13 protein-coding genes are annotated in these 12,079 nt (G+C 70.5%); 4 read left to right on the forward strand and 9 right to left on the reverse strand.

Annotated elements, in window-relative coordinates:
- Window positions 1–6: 6 nt before the first annotated feature.
- Both KME80_RS13230 and KME80_RS13235 read right to left on the reverse strand, forming a co-directional pair.
- Window positions 7–897, reverse strand: coding sequence for an alpha/beta fold hydrolase (locus KME80_RS13230; protein WP_219504799.1), 891 nt, complete (start codon window positions 895–897; stop codon window positions 7–9).
- A 284-nt stretch (window positions 898–1,181) separates the two neighbouring features.
- Window positions 1,182–3,083, reverse strand: a complete 1,902-nt coding sequence (locus KME80_RS13235) for a DEAD/DEAH box helicase (protein ID WP_246644777.1) — start codon at window positions 3,081–3,083, stop codon at window positions 1,182–1,184.
- Window positions 3,084–3,435: 352 nt separating this feature from the next.
- Here KME80_RS13235 and KME80_RS13240 point away from each other — a divergent pair, with 352 nt between their 5' ends.
- Window positions 3,436–4,080: a ferritin-like fold-containing protein gene (locus KME80_RS13240; RefSeq protein WP_219504803.1), complete on the forward strand. Its 645-nt coding sequence runs from the start codon at window positions 3,436–3,438 to the stop codon at window positions 4,078–4,080.
- Between the two features lie 348 nt (window positions 4,081–4,428).
- Here the strand turns inward: KME80_RS13240 and KME80_RS13245 are convergent, their stop codons facing one another.
- The 5 genes from KME80_RS13245 to ligD (KME80_RS13265) form a co-directional block, all read right to left on the reverse strand.
- On the reverse strand, window positions 4,429–4,659 hold the full coding sequence (locus KME80_RS13245) for a DUF3107 domain-containing protein (protein ID WP_049574576.1): 231 nt from the start codon (window positions 4,657–4,659) through the stop codon (window positions 4,429–4,431).
- A gap of 87 nt (window positions 4,660–4,746) precedes the next feature.
- The gene (locus tag KME80_RS13250; protein WP_219504804.1) at window positions 4,747–5,367 is read right to left on the reverse strand and encodes a TetR/AcrR family transcriptional regulator; all 621 of its coding nucleotides are present in this window, start codon (window positions 5,365–5,367) and stop codon (window positions 4,747–4,749) included.
- Window positions 5,368–5,428: 61 nt separating this feature from the next.
- Window positions 5,429–5,641, reverse strand: coding sequence for a hypothetical protein (locus tag KME80_RS13255; protein WP_246644781.1), 213 nt, complete (start codon window positions 5,639–5,641; stop codon window positions 5,429–5,431).
- 48 nt (window positions 5,642–5,689) lie between these two features.
- Window positions 5,690–6,562, reverse strand: a complete 873-nt coding sequence (ligD, locus tag KME80_RS13260; protein WP_219504807.1) for a non-homologous end-joining DNA ligase — start codon at window positions 6,560–6,562, stop codon at window positions 5,690–5,692.
- Window positions 6,559–7,440 (reverse strand): non-homologous end-joining DNA ligase, encoded by an 882-nt coding sequence (gene ligD, locus KME80_RS13265; RefSeq protein ID WP_219504810.1) that lies wholly within the window; start codon window positions 7,438–7,440, stop codon window positions 6,559–6,561. The genes ligD (KME80_RS13260) and ligD (KME80_RS13265) overlap by 4 nt, the downstream gene beginning before the upstream one ends.
- 83 nt (window positions 7,441–7,523) lie before the next feature.
- Between ligD (KME80_RS13265) and ku the strand changes: the two genes are divergently transcribed.
- Entirely contained in the window at window positions 7,524–8,408 is an 885-nt protein-coding gene (gene ku / locus KME80_RS13270) for a non-homologous end joining protein Ku (RefSeq protein ID WP_219504812.1), read from the forward strand.
- A gap of 1 nt (window position 8,409) precedes the next feature.
- On the opposite strand, the gene KME80_RS13275 is transcribed toward ku, so the two are convergent.
- Window positions 8,410–9,138, reverse strand: a complete 729-nt coding sequence (locus KME80_RS13275; protein WP_219504814.1) for a hypothetical protein — start codon at window positions 9,136–9,138, stop codon at window positions 8,410–8,412.
- A gap of 190 nt (window positions 9,139–9,328) precedes the next feature.
- A complete protein-coding gene (locus tag KME80_RS13280) occupies window positions 9,329–9,709 on the reverse strand; it encodes a hypothetical protein (protein WP_219504816.1) in 381 nt (126 codons plus the stop codon).
- 229 nt (window positions 9,710–9,938) lie between these two features.
- On the opposite strand from KME80_RS13280, the gene KME80_RS13285 reads away from it, so the two are divergent.
- Window positions 9,939–10,835 (forward strand): alpha/beta fold hydrolase, encoded by an 897-nt coding sequence (locus KME80_RS13285; RefSeq protein WP_219504818.1) that lies wholly within the window; start codon window positions 9,939–9,941, stop codon window positions 10,833–10,835.
- Window positions 10,836–10,879: 44 nt separating this feature from the next.
- Window positions 10,880–12,061: an adenylyltransferase/sulfurtransferase MoeZ gene (gene moeZ, locus KME80_RS13290; protein WP_219504820.1), complete on the forward strand. Its 1,182-nt coding sequence runs from the start codon at window positions 10,880–10,882 to the stop codon at window positions 12,059–12,061.
- Window positions 12,062–12,079: the final 18 nt, after the last annotated feature.

A 12,079-nucleotide genomic window follows, 5' to 3' on the forward strand; every position in this document is an offset into this window, starting at 1 on the left:
GCATGGTTACACAGCGCCCGATCGAGTGTCCAAAAAGTGGCTTTCGGCGTCGTTCCAGAAGCGGACCAGCGCGGCGGCCGTCGTCTCGGGCGCCTCCACGGCGGGTGAGTGCACGGCGCCCGGCACCACCACGCACTCCGCCTCCAGCGTGGCCGCCATCTCCGCCTGCGTCTCGGCCGGCCAGCCGTCGTCGTGCTCGCCGTACAGGACCAGCGTGGGCACCTCGATCTGGCGCAGCTCGGGCGTGCGGTCGTGCATGGTGAGCACCTGCTCGGCCATGCACGCCAGCCCGGTCGGGGAGTTGGCCAGCAGCCGCTTGCGCAGGAACGCCATGATGTCGTCGGGCACCCCGGCGGCCACGGCCTCCGGCTCGAACCTGGCGTGCCACACGTGCTCCAGGCCCAGCTCGGGGATCTCGCGCAGCATCTTGCGGCCGTGGTGGGCGCGCTTGCCGGCGATCGCCGACGGCCCGGAGCTCATCAGCGTGAACGAGGCGAACTTGGTGCGCCCGTCGATGACGGCCTCCCGCGAGACCAGGCCGCCGAAGGAGTGGCCCACCAGGTGCACCGGCTCGCCGCCGCCGAGGGTCTGCGCGAGCTGGTCGACGTCGGCGCCGAGCGCCGCGCAAGTGTAGGCGCCGGGGTCGTCGGGGCCCGGCGACTCGTACTGGCCGCGCAGGTCGATGGCCAGCACCCGGCGGCCCGACTGGGCCAGGGTCTGCAGGACCGCGATGAAGTCTTCCTTGCTCCCCGTCAGGCCGGGCACCAGGAGTGCGGGCCAGCGCTCCACCACGCCGCTCACCGGCGACGCCTCCAGGGCCGCGAACGTGCCCTCGGGGGTGTCGATCTTGCGTGGTGCAACGCCGGGAGGCAGCTGCAGGAATCGCGGCGTACTCACGTGGGGCAACAATACCCAGAGCTCAGTGCGTCAACACCGGCTAACCTCCTACGCTGGTGCCGGATTTCGGGGGAGTTGCCAGCTTATGGGGGTGCCGGACGCCGGGTCCGGGACGCGCGGCGCGTACCTGGGAGGCCGGTGGGCGAGGTTCCGGCCGGAGCGCTCACCCGCCCGTCACGGGGGCCGCTGACACGCGGAAGGGCGCGCACCCGGGTGGGTGCGCGCCCTTCACACTGCGCTCTTCACACTGCGCTCTTCACACTGTGCTCTTCACACTGCGGTCGTCAGCCCGCGCGGCGGCGGTTGCCGCCACCGCCGCTGCCACCGCCACGAGCCTGGCGGCGCTGCTGCTTGCGCTCGGTGGCGGCGGACGGGGCGATGTCGTCGTCGTCCGTCGCCAGGTCGGGCGACTGGAAGATCACCGTGAACGGGCTCGGCGGGATGATCCGCTCCGGCTCCCTGGACGCCGCGGGCGGCGGCGGGGTGGTCAGGAAGCTGGGCACCGGCTCGGCCGGCGACGGCTCGACGGCAGGCGCCACCCGGACCGGCTCCGCGGCCCGCGCCGGCTCCGGCGCCCGCGTGGGCTCCGGCGCCCTGGCGGGCTCAGGAGCGCGTACGGGCTCGGCGGCCTTGACGGGCTCCGGCGCCTTGACCGGCTCGGCGGCCTTGACCGGCTCGGCGCTCACCACGGGCTCGGCGGCCTTGACCGGCTCTGTGACCTTGGCGGGCTCTGTGGCCTTGGCCGATTCGGCGGACGCCCGCTCCGCCGACGAACGGCGGGTGCGGCGGCGCGGCTCGGCGGCCACGGCCTCCACCTCGTCAGCAGAGATGATCGCGGGCGTCTCCTCCGGCTTGCGGGAGCGACCGTTCACGAGCTCGACCTCCGGCGTCTCGACGGGAGTGCCCTCTTCGGCGGACTTGCCACCACGGGTGCGGCGGCGCTGGCGAGGCGTGCGGGCCGGACGGCGTTCGTCACGCTCCTCACGCTCGTCACGGCGTCGGCCGCCGCGGTTGCGGGGGCGGCCCGTCTCGCCGAGGTCCTCGATCCGCTCCGCCGACAGCCCCGCCCGGGAGCGGTTGGCGTGCGGCAGCACGCCCTTGGTGCCCTCGGGGATGTTGAGCTCGGTGAAGACGTGCGGCGAGGTGGAATAGGTCTCGACGGGCTCGGCGAAGTCCAGGCCGAGCATCTGATTGATCATCTTCCAGCGGGTCAGCTCCTCCCACTCCACGAACGTGACCGCGATGCCCGTGCGCCCGGCCCGGCCGGTGCGGCCGATGCGGTGCACGTAGGTCTTGTCGTCGGTGGGAGCGTCGTAGTTGACCACGTGGGTGACGTCGTCGATGTCGATGCCTCGGGCCGCCACGTCGGTGGCCACCAGCACGTCGATCTTGCCGTTGCGGAAGGCGCGCAGAGCCTGCTCGCGCTGGCCCTGGCCGAGGTCGCCGTGGACCGCCGCGACCGCGAAGCCGCGGGTGTCGAGCTGCTCGGCGACCATGTCGCAGGCCCGCTTGGTCTCGCAGAAGACCATGGTGAGCCCGCGCCCCTCGGCCTGGAGCAGCCGGGCGACGATCTCGATCTTGTCCATCCGGTGGGTGCGCCAGACGATCTGGCGGACCTGCGGAGTGGCCTCACCCTCGCCGCTCTCGTGCTCGGCGCGCACGTGGGTGGGACGGTTGAGGTACTTGCGCGAGAGCGAGACGATCTCACCCGGCATGGTGGCCGAGAACAGCATCGTCTGCCGCTGCGCCGGGATCAGCTTGAAGATCCGTTCGATGTCGGGCAGGAAGCCCAGGTCGAGCATGCGGTCGGCCTCGTCGAGCACCAGGCTGGTGATCTGGCTGAGGTCGAGGTGCTTCTGCTTGACCAGGTCGAGCAGGCGTCCGGGGGTGCCGACGATGACGTCGACTCCGGCCTTCAGCGCCTCGATCTGCGGCTCGTACGCGCGACCGCCGTAAACGGTCAGGACGCGCGAGCCGAGCTTGCCCGCGGCGGTGACGAGGTCCTCGCTCACCTGGTGGGCCAGCTCGCGGGTCGGCACGACGACCAGCCCGCGGGGCTTCTTGCGGTTCTTGCGCGGCTTGCCGATGCTCTGGAGCATCGCGATGCCGAACGCGTAGGTCTTGCCCGTGCCCGTGCGTGCCTGTCCGATGAGGTCCTGGCCGCCCAGTGCGAGCGGGAGAGCCATCTCCTGGATCGGGAACGGTGTGGTGATGCCCTCGGTCTCGAGGGCATCGGCGATTTCTGGTGTGACTCCGAGGTCTCGGAAAGTCGTCAGCGTGGCCTGCCTCAGTCTCAAATGAAGGCGGGCCTGCCGGGACCGATCGGGCGGAAAAATACCCCCGTGCCTGGGTCCTCGCGGTAGAGCCAGCCCTCTCATGTCATCAGCGACCGCGCACCCGGGGAGCGGGGGCATCCGGGAGAGATTCCCCCGAATTTACACAGTGCGGTCGCACTTTCACAGAGCAGTGTACTCGATACCACAACGCTGGCCGAGCTCACGTATGTTCCCGAAGATTGACCGAAGTACGCTGCGACGTATGAACGAGTCCCCTGCGGTCGTCGATTTGCTCGGCGTCCTGGCCTATGCCGAGCTCAGCGCCTTCACGCGGATGACCGACGACGCGGCGCGGCTGGCGCCCACGCTGGCCGACCGGGCCGCGCTCAGCGAGCTGGCCGTGGCGGAGTACGCGCACTTCCGGCTGCTGCGCGACCGGCTCACCGAGCTGGGCGCCGATCCGGACGCGGCGATGCAGCCGTTCGCCGAGGCGCTCGACGCCTGGCACCGCCAGACCACGCCGACCGACTGGCTGGAGGCGCTGGTCAAAGCCTATGTCGGGGTCGGCATCGCGCTCGACTTCTATCGGGAGGCGGCCCGGCGGCTGGAGCCCGCGATCGCCAAGCTCGTGGACGAGGTGCTGGCGGACGAGGGGCGGGCCGGGTTCGCGGTCGAGCGGGTCAGGGCGGGCATCGCCGCCGACCCGGTCGTCGGCGGGCGGCTGGCGCTGTGGGCCAGGCGGATGGTCGGCGAGGCGCTCAGCCAGGGGCAGCGGGTGGCCGCGGCCCGGCCGGAGCTGGCGATGATGCTGGTCGAGTCGGGGGCCGACGACCAGGCCGAGATCTCCCGGATGTTCGCCCGCCTCACCGAGGAGCACAACAAGCGCATGGCGGCGCTCGGCATCTGAACCCGGTGCAGGGCTGTCGAGGGGATCGCACGGCGCGGGGCGGCGAACGGCTGTAGCGTGCCAGGCATGAGGGCCTCGCGCCGCTACGGCAGTTCCTTGACCAGATGTGGGCCGAATCGCTGGCCGTCGCGGGCCGTGCTGCGCAGGGGAGGCGCGTGGTGCCCGGCCCGGGGGCCGGAGATCGCCCCCCGGCGCCGCCGCCCACGCGGCTGCCGCCTCGCCTGACCTGATCTGACCTGACCTTGATCGGGCACTGATCGGGCCCGGCCTGGTCCGGCCCGCCAGACCCGCGACCCCCGGGGCCGGTGGAACGCGGTCCCGGGAGTCAGGTCGTGCGGGCCGGAAAGGTCAGAGGGTGCCGCCGAAGCCCACCGGGCGGGATTCGTCCTCGCCGATCTCGATGAAGCCGAGCGCCGCCACCGGCACGACCACGCGCCTGCCCTTCACGTCAGTGATGGCGAACACGCCCCGCTCGGCTGCCAGCGCCTGCCTGATCTCCTCCTCGACCTGCTCCGACGACAGGTCGGTCTCCACCACGAGCTCGCGGTGTACGGAACGTACCCCGATCTTGACTTCCATCGTGCTCCCTTTCGACGGGGCTGTGCTGGTCCCATCGTGGCCGCTGCGTGCCGGAAACACGCCGATTGATCGCGCCCAGCGAACGGGTTATGCCGTACGCGGAAAACCGCTGATGCCCCGCCAGGCCAGCCGGGCCATGAGCTGCTCGGCCGCGTCCTTCGGGATGGAGCCGTGCTTGGTCACCCAGTAGCGGGCGCTGACCTCGGCCATGCCGACCAGCCCGACCCCGAGCAGGTGCGCCTCGTCGCTGGTGCAGCCGGTGTCCTCCTGGATCACCGCGCTGACCATCTCGGCGCACTCGCTCAGCGACCGCTCCACCCGCTGCCGCACCGGCGCCACGTTGCGCAGGTCGGACTCGAAGACCAGGCGGAACGCCTCGCCCTGGGTGGAGACGAAGTCGAAGAACGCGCTGAACGTCGCCTGGACCCGCAGCTTGTTCTCGCTGGTGGAGGCGAGGGCGTCGCGGCAGCGGTTGACCATGTCGTCGACGTGCAGGTCGAGCAGCGCCAGATAGAGCTCCAGCTTGCCGGGGAAGTGCTGGTAGAGCACCGGCTTGCTGACCCCGGCCCGCTCGGCGATCTCGTCCATGGCGGCCGCGTGGTAGCCGTTCTCGACGAACACTTCCTGCGCGGCGCTGAGCAGCTGCCGGCGGCGGGCGAGTCGGGGCAGCCGGGTGCCCCGGGGCTTGGCGTCCGGGGTAGCGGTCACGCGGGTCTCCAACGTCTTCGTGCGGATCGTGCCGACATCCTACGCGCGGGTAGCCGCCGCCTCAGCGATAGTCGTCATCGTCGAGCTCGACCACGCGGTCCTGGTCGGCCGCGTCGGCGGGGTCGACGTCGAACGGGACCTCCCGGCGCGGCCGGGACTCGTCCTCGCTCAACCGGCGCCGCTGCTCGACGGCGTCGGCCTCCGGCGCCTCCAGCGGCCGCTCCTCGTCGTCGGCGAAATTCGCCTCGTCCCCGCGTACGTCCATCTCCGACATGTCGTTCCCCCTTCACATGTGGCCCCGTTGCGTGCGGACGCACCCAGCCTACGCCGCGTCGAAAAGGTCGCCGTGCTTCTCCACCCTGGCGAGCACGTCGGCCGTGGTGAACACCAGGTCGTCGGCGTGTTCGCAGGTCTCGACCTCCTTCCACAGCAGCGGCGTGGAGACCGTCGGCCTGGCCCTGGCGCGCAGCGAGTAGGGGGCCACGGTGGTCTTGGCCGGGTTGTTCTGGCTCCAGTCGATGAACACCTTGCCGGGCCGCAGCTTCCTCGCCATGACGCTGACCACCTCGCCCGGATGCTCCTTGGCCAGCGCCTGGGCCAGCCGCTTGGCGTACGCGGACGGCTCCTCGCGGCCGTCCCAGGCGGCGTAGAGCTGCATGCCCTTGCTGCCGCTGGTCTTGGGCCTGGCGGTGAGCCCGTCGGCGGCCAGCACCTCGCGCAGCATGAGCGCCACCCGGCAGCACTCGACGATCGTGGCGGGCGGGCCCGGGTCCAGGTCGAACACGAGCGTGTCGGGCGGCAGCGCCTCGCCGTCGTCCGAGACGCGCCACTGCGGGACGTGGAGCTCCAGGGCGGCCAGGTTGGCGTAGTAGACGAGGGTAGGCAGGTCGTCGACGACGGCGAAGTCGATGCTCTCGCGGTCCTTGGTGCTCCCCGGCACCGGCAGCCGGACGCGCCGGACCCAGCCGGGGGTGTGGTCGGGGGCGTTCTTCTCGAAGAACGAGGCCCCCTCGACGCCGTTGGGGTAGCGCTTGACGGTCAGCGGGCGGCCCGCCAGGTGGGGCAGCAGCACCGGGGCGACGCGGCTGTAGTAGTCGATGACCTCGGCCTTGGCGAATCCCTCCTCCGGGTAGAGCACCTTGTCCAGGTTGCTCAGCGTGAGCTCGCGCCCGTCCACCTTGACGGGGACCTTCACCGCGTCACCTCCGCAGGGAGCTTGTCCGCCCGCAGCCCGCGCCACACGGGATGGCGCAGCCGTTGGTCGTCGGTCCACATCGTGTAGGCCACCTCCCCGACCAGATCGGGTCTAACCCATCGATTACGCCACGGGACCGCGTTGCTGAACGGACTCCGCGCGATCTCCAGCGGCGCCAGCATCCCGTACAGGAGATCCAGGGCCTCCTCGGTGAAGCCGGTCCCGACGTGGCCGACGTACGTGAGGCCGGCGGGCGTGAACACGCCCATGACGAGCGAGCCGATGCCGCCCGCCCGGCGGCCCTTGCCGGGCTTCCAGCCGCCGATCACCACTTCCGTGATGCTCAGGTTCTTGACCTTGATCCAGGCGGGGGAGCGCACGCCGGGCTGGTAAGGAGAATCGAGCCGTTTGGCCACCACGCCTTCGAGGCCCTGCTCCGAGGTGGCCGCCAGCAGGCCGGAATCGCCGGGGAAGTAGGGAGGGGCGCCGATGTCGAGCTCGTCCAGGAGGCTGCGCCTGGCCCGGTACGGCAGGTCGCACAGGGACATGCCGTCGAGATAGAGCAGGTCGAAGGGCAGGTACGTGACGGGGTAGCGCTCCAGGATCAGCGGCTCGGGGTCGGTCAGGTGCATGCGCCGCTGCAGCCGGACGAAGTTCGGCCGGCCGTGGCGGTCCAGCGCCACCACCTCGCCGTCGATGACCGCACTTTTCATGCCGAAGTCCGAAATTTCGGGGTAGCGGCGGGTGTAGTCAGCCCCGTGCCTTCCCGTCACCCGGAGGCCACCGTCCACGTGCACGATGGCGCGAATGCCGTCCCACTTGACCTCGAGGCCGTACCGGTCGTGATCGGAGGGTAGTTCCCCTGGTACAGCCAGCATTGGTTCAATCGAGTGTGGCATTGGTTGCACCATGACGGGTATGTGCCCATTGGTGGACCGCCCGCTACTGCTGAGGAGTGCCCATGCGCAGCATCTGGAAAGGTGCGATCTCCTTCGGGCTGGTCACCATCCCCGTCAAGCTCTACTCGGCCACCGAGCAGAAGGACGTCAGCTTCCACCAGGTGCACCGCGAGGACGGCGGCCGCATCCGCTACAAGAGGGTGTGCACCGTCGACGGCGAAGAGGTCGCCTACGCCGACATCGCCAAGGGTTATGAACTCGGCACCGGCGAGATGGTCGTGCTGACCGACGAGGACTTCGAAGGACTGCCCCTCAGCACCTCCCGGCGCATCGACGTGCTGCAGTTCGCCCCGGCCGAGCAGATCGACCCCATCTACTTCGCCAAGTCCTACTACCTCGAACCCGACGCCCAGGGCGCCAAGCCGTACGTGCTCCTGCGCAACGCCCTGGAGAGCTCCGGGCAGGTCGCCGTGGTCAAGGTGGCGCTGCGCCAGCGTGAGTCGCTCGCCACGCTGCGGGTCCGCGACGGCGTGTTCGTCCTGGAGACCATGCTGTGGCCTGACGAGATCCGCAAGCCCGACTTCGAGTTCCTGGACGAGGACATCGAGGTACGGGCCCAGGAGCTCAAGATGGCCGAATCGCTCATCAACACGATGGAGGCCGACTTCGACCCCACCGAGTACCACGACACCTACCGCGAGGCGCTGCAACAGGTGATCGAGGCCAAGGTGGCGGGCAAGGAGGTCGTCGCGGCCCCCGAAGAGGAGGAGGCCGGGCCGGCCGTCGACCTCATGGCCGCGCTGCGCGCCAGCGTCGACGCCGCCAAGCGCGAGCGCACCGGCGGGGGCGCCGCCAAACCCAAGAGGGCCGCCAAGGAGTCCAAGGAGTCGAAGGAGTCCAAGGAGAAGGAGGCGGCCCCCAAGCGCAAGGCGCGCAAATCCGCGTGACTCAGACGGACAGCCACTTCTTCGGGCCGAGGTTCTTCAGCCTGTCGGTGCGCGCGTAGCCGATCTTGCCGCGCTCCGGGGCCAGGACCTTCGTCCACTTCTCACCGGGGCGCGAGGCGCACGCGCCCAGTGTGCGGCCCTGGGAGCCGAAGTGCTCCAGCTCCTTCGCGCCCCGTTCCGGCTTCACGTAGACCCGCGTCCCGGCCTTCACCCGGTAGGCGCACGTGGTCAGCCGCGCCTGGGCGGTGGCGTTCCCCCGATCCCGGGTCTCCGGCCTCGGCCCCCGCGCCTCCCTCTCGACGCGCCCCTCCGTCAGCCCGGGCCCCTGCCGGGCGTCGCGCCGGTCACCTGCTCGGCGGTCGCGCAGGTCGCCGGGGGTGCGGGTGTCCTGGAGAGCGCGGGTACGGGCCTCACGGGCCTCACGGTGGTCGCGGGTCGGGTGGCGGTCGTTCGCCCAGTGGTCCGGGTGGGTGGGGAGGTTGTCGGCCCAGTGGCCGCGCCGGTCGTGCCGGTCGTGCCGGTCGCGCTGGTCGGCGGACCAGCGGTGGCGGGCTTCCTGGAGGTCGCGGGCCCGGGCGTGGCGGGACTCGTGGAGCTCCTGCCGCAGCTCGCGCAGGTCGCGGTGGGCGTTCGGGCCGGGCGGTGCGGGGTCGGCGAGCACGGGTGGGGCGGTCGCCAGGGCGGCGCCGGAGGCGGCCAGCAGGACGGCCGCGATGCGGGTGAATGCCATGGAAGCAGCTCCTATGTCGATGAAACTCCTCCTTGCATCGCATTTCCGACCCCGGACGGGAATGCGCCGCACAGTCGTATGACCGAATGCGGGTCCACGGCTTACCCGCACACATGAAAGCGAGGACACCGGAGATGATCCGGCGCCCCCGCGTTAGCTCTGCCCGGAACCCCGGGCCGAGATGATCGGTTTACCAGTGGCCACCGTGGTTGTGGCGGATCTTCAGGCAGCCGCGACGGTGCACGGAGCGGACCTTGTCCTCGGCCAGGTTGAGGAACACCTTGACACGGTTGACGTAACGGCCGTGGCCGTGACGGTGGCCGTGGTGGCCCCAGCCCCAGCCGTGGCCGTGGCCGCGACCCCAGCCGTGGCCGTGGCCCCAGCCGTGGCTGCGGTGCCAGCGGCACCAGCGCGGGTGAGCGACGAAGTTGGAGACGTTGGTGGCCGCGCCGACGCTGGTGGAGGCGTTGGCGGTGGTGGTGGCGGAGGCCGCCTCGCCGACACCCACCATGCCGCCGGTGAGGGCGGTGGTCAGCGTGGCGGCAGCCATCATGGTCTTGAGCTTGGACATTGTGCTTCCCCCTGAACGGTTCCTTGCACTTGCGGCAATTTCCGTGATGACGGAGAGTGCCTGAGATGTCACGCTGGGTGTCATCTGGTTGTCATACTTTCCGGGGGTTGCAGGCCATAAACGGCGATCAAGTCCTTTTGCCGCACGCTTGGCCTGTCGTTAGATCAATTAGAGATGTATGAAGCGATATAAGCTGAAATGTCCAGAAACTCGTGTGTGAGGAGGAGGCATGGCAGAGCCGGTCCCGCACTGGCCGGGGCGGATGGTCGGTGACGTCCACGTCAGGTCCACCCCGCCCGGCGCCCCCGAGCAGGCGGTCTTCGTACACGGTCTGGCAGGGGCGGCCACCAACTGGACCGACCTCATGGACGAGCTGAAGGACGACGTCACCGGGCACGCGATCGACCTGCCGGGCGCCGGGCACTCGCCCGCGCCCGCCGACGGCGACTACAGCGTGGCCGCGCACGCGGCCGCGGTCGTCCGGCTGCTGGACCAGGTCGGCCCGGCGCACCTGTTCGGCAACTCGATGGGCGGGGCGGTCTGCGTGCGCGTCGCCGCCGGACGCCCCGAGCTGGTGCGCTCGCTCACGCTCATCTCGCCGGCGCTGCCGGACCTGCTGCCCCGCTCCGGCCCGGTGCGGGTGGCCGCCGCCGCGACGCCCCGGCTGGGCGAGTGGGTGGCGAGCCGGCTCAAGCTGATCCCCGCCGAACAGCGGATCAACGCCTCGTTCGCGGTGGTCTGGGCGGACATGGCCGCCGTGCATCCGGTACGGCTGCGCGAGGCGATCGAGGAGCAGCGGCGCCGCGACGAACTGCCGTACTCCGCGGCCGCGATGATCGGCTCGGCCCGGGGCATCGTGGCGGAGTACTTCCGGCGCGGCGCGGACAACCTGTGGCGCCAGGCCGAGAAGGTCCAGGCCCCCACGCTGATCATCCACGGCCGCCACGACCGGCTCGTCCGGCCCGCGATGGCCGCCAGGGCGGCGCGCGCGTTCCGTGATCTGAGACTGGTGCTGCTGCCCAGGGCCGGGCACGTGGCGATGATGGAGGTGCCGCGCGTGGTGGCCGCCGAGGCGCGCCGTCTGATCCGTGAGACGCGATTGGGGAATGCCCCACTGCCCGGCTAGGTTTCACATGGAGATAGAGACCCCCTGAAACGGGAGCGTAGAAAGTGTCGTTGCCACCGCTGGTAGAGCCGGCCGCCGAGCTCACCGTCGACGAAGTGCGCCGTTACTCGCGTCACCTGATCATTCCCGACGTGGGGATGGCCGGGCAGAAGCGGCTCAAGAACGCCAAGGTGCTGTGTGTCGGCGCCGGCGGTCTCGGGTCGCCGGCGCTGCTCTATCTCGCCGCGGCGGGTGTGGGCACGCTCGGCGTCGTCGACTTCGACGTCGTGGACGAGTCCAACCTGCAGCGCCAGGTCATCCACGGCCAGTCCGACGTGGGCCGGCTGAAGGCCGAGAGCGCCGCGGCGTCCGTCCGGGAGATCAACCCGCTGATCGACGTCGTGATCCACAACACGGCGCTGACCACCGAGAACGTCATGGAGATCTTCTCGGGCTACGACCTGATCCTCGACGGCACCGACAACTTCGCCACCCGCTACATGGTGAACGACGCCGCGGTGCTGCTGGGCAAGCCGTACGTCTGGGGCTCGATCTACCGCTTCGACGGCCAGGCGAGCGTGTTCTGGGCCGAGCACGGCCCCTGCTACCGCTGCCTCTACCCGGAGCCCCCGCCTCCCGGCATGGTGCCGTCGTGCGCCGAGGGCGGCGTGCTCGGCGTGCTGTGCGCGTCGATCGGCTCCATCCAGGTCAACGAGGCGATCAAGCTGCTCACCGGCATCGGCGACCCGCTCGTCGGCCGCCTGATGATCTACGACGCCCTGGAGATGAAGTACCGCGACGTCAAGGTCCGCAAGGACCCCGAGTGCGTGCTGTGCGGCAAGAACCCGACGGTCACCCAGCTCCTGGAGGACTACGAGGCGTTCTGCGGCGCGATCTCCGACGAGGCGGCCGAGGCGGTCAGCGGCTCCACGATCACCGCCCAGGAGCTCAAGGCCATGCAGGACAACGGCGAGAACATCTTCCTCGTCGACGTCCGCGAGCCGAACGAGTACGAGATCGTCTCCATCCCGGGCGCCACGCTGATCCCCAAGGGGGAGTTCCTCAACGGCTCGGCCCTGGAGAAGCTGCCGCAGGACAAGCGGATCGTGCTCCACTGCAAGTCCGGCGCCCGTTCGGCGGAGGCGCTCGCGGTCGTCAAGAACGCGGGCTTCGCCGACGCCGTCCACGTCGGCGGTGGCGTGCTGAGCTGGGTCAAGACCGTCGACCCGAGCCTGCCGTCTTACTGAGTCTGCTTTCCGACGGAT

The sequence above is a fragment of the Nonomuraea ceibae genome (genome assembly GCF_019396325.1).
Lineage (GTDB): Bacteria > Actinomycetota > Actinomycetes > Streptosporangiales > Streptosporangiaceae > Nonomuraea > Nonomuraea ceibae.

Excerpts from the sequence above, each read along its gene's own strand:
- KME80_RS13235 (WP_246644777.1), bottom strand. The coding sequence starts at position 3,083 with ATGGCTCTCCCGCTCGCACTGGGCGGCCAGGACCTCATCGGACAGGCA.
- KME80_RS13255 (WP_246644781.1), bottom strand. The coding sequence starts at position 5,641 with ATGTCGGAGATGGACGTACGCGGGGACGAGGCGAATTTCGCCGACGAC.
- ligD (WP_219504810.1), bottom strand. The coding sequence starts at position 7,440 with ATGCTGGCTGTACCAGGGGAACTACCCTCCGATCACGACCGGTACGGC.
- KME80_RS13275 (WP_219504814.1), bottom strand. The coding sequence starts at position 9,138 with ATGGCATTCACCCGCATCGCGGCCGTCCTGCTGGCCGCCTCCGGCGCC.
- KME80_RS13240 (WP_219504803.1), top strand. The coding sequence starts at position 3,436 with ATGAACGAGTCCCCTGCGGTCGTCGATTTGCTCGGCGTCCTGGCCTAT.
- ku (WP_219504812.1), top strand. The coding sequence starts at position 7,524 with ATGCGCAGCATCTGGAAAGGTGCGATCTCCTTCGGGCTGGTCACCATC.
- KME80_RS13280 (WP_219504816.1), bottom strand. The coding sequence starts at position 9,709 with ATGTCCAAGCTCAAGACCATGATGGCTGCCGCCACGCTGACCACCGCC.
- KME80_RS13285 (WP_219504818.1), top strand. The coding sequence starts at position 9,939 with ATGGCAGAGCCGGTCCCGCACTGGCCGGGGCGGATGGTCGGTGACGTC.
- KME80_RS13245 (WP_049574576.1), bottom strand. The coding sequence starts at position 4,659 with ATGGAAGTCAAGATCGGGGTACGTTCCGTACACCGCGAGCTCGTGGTG.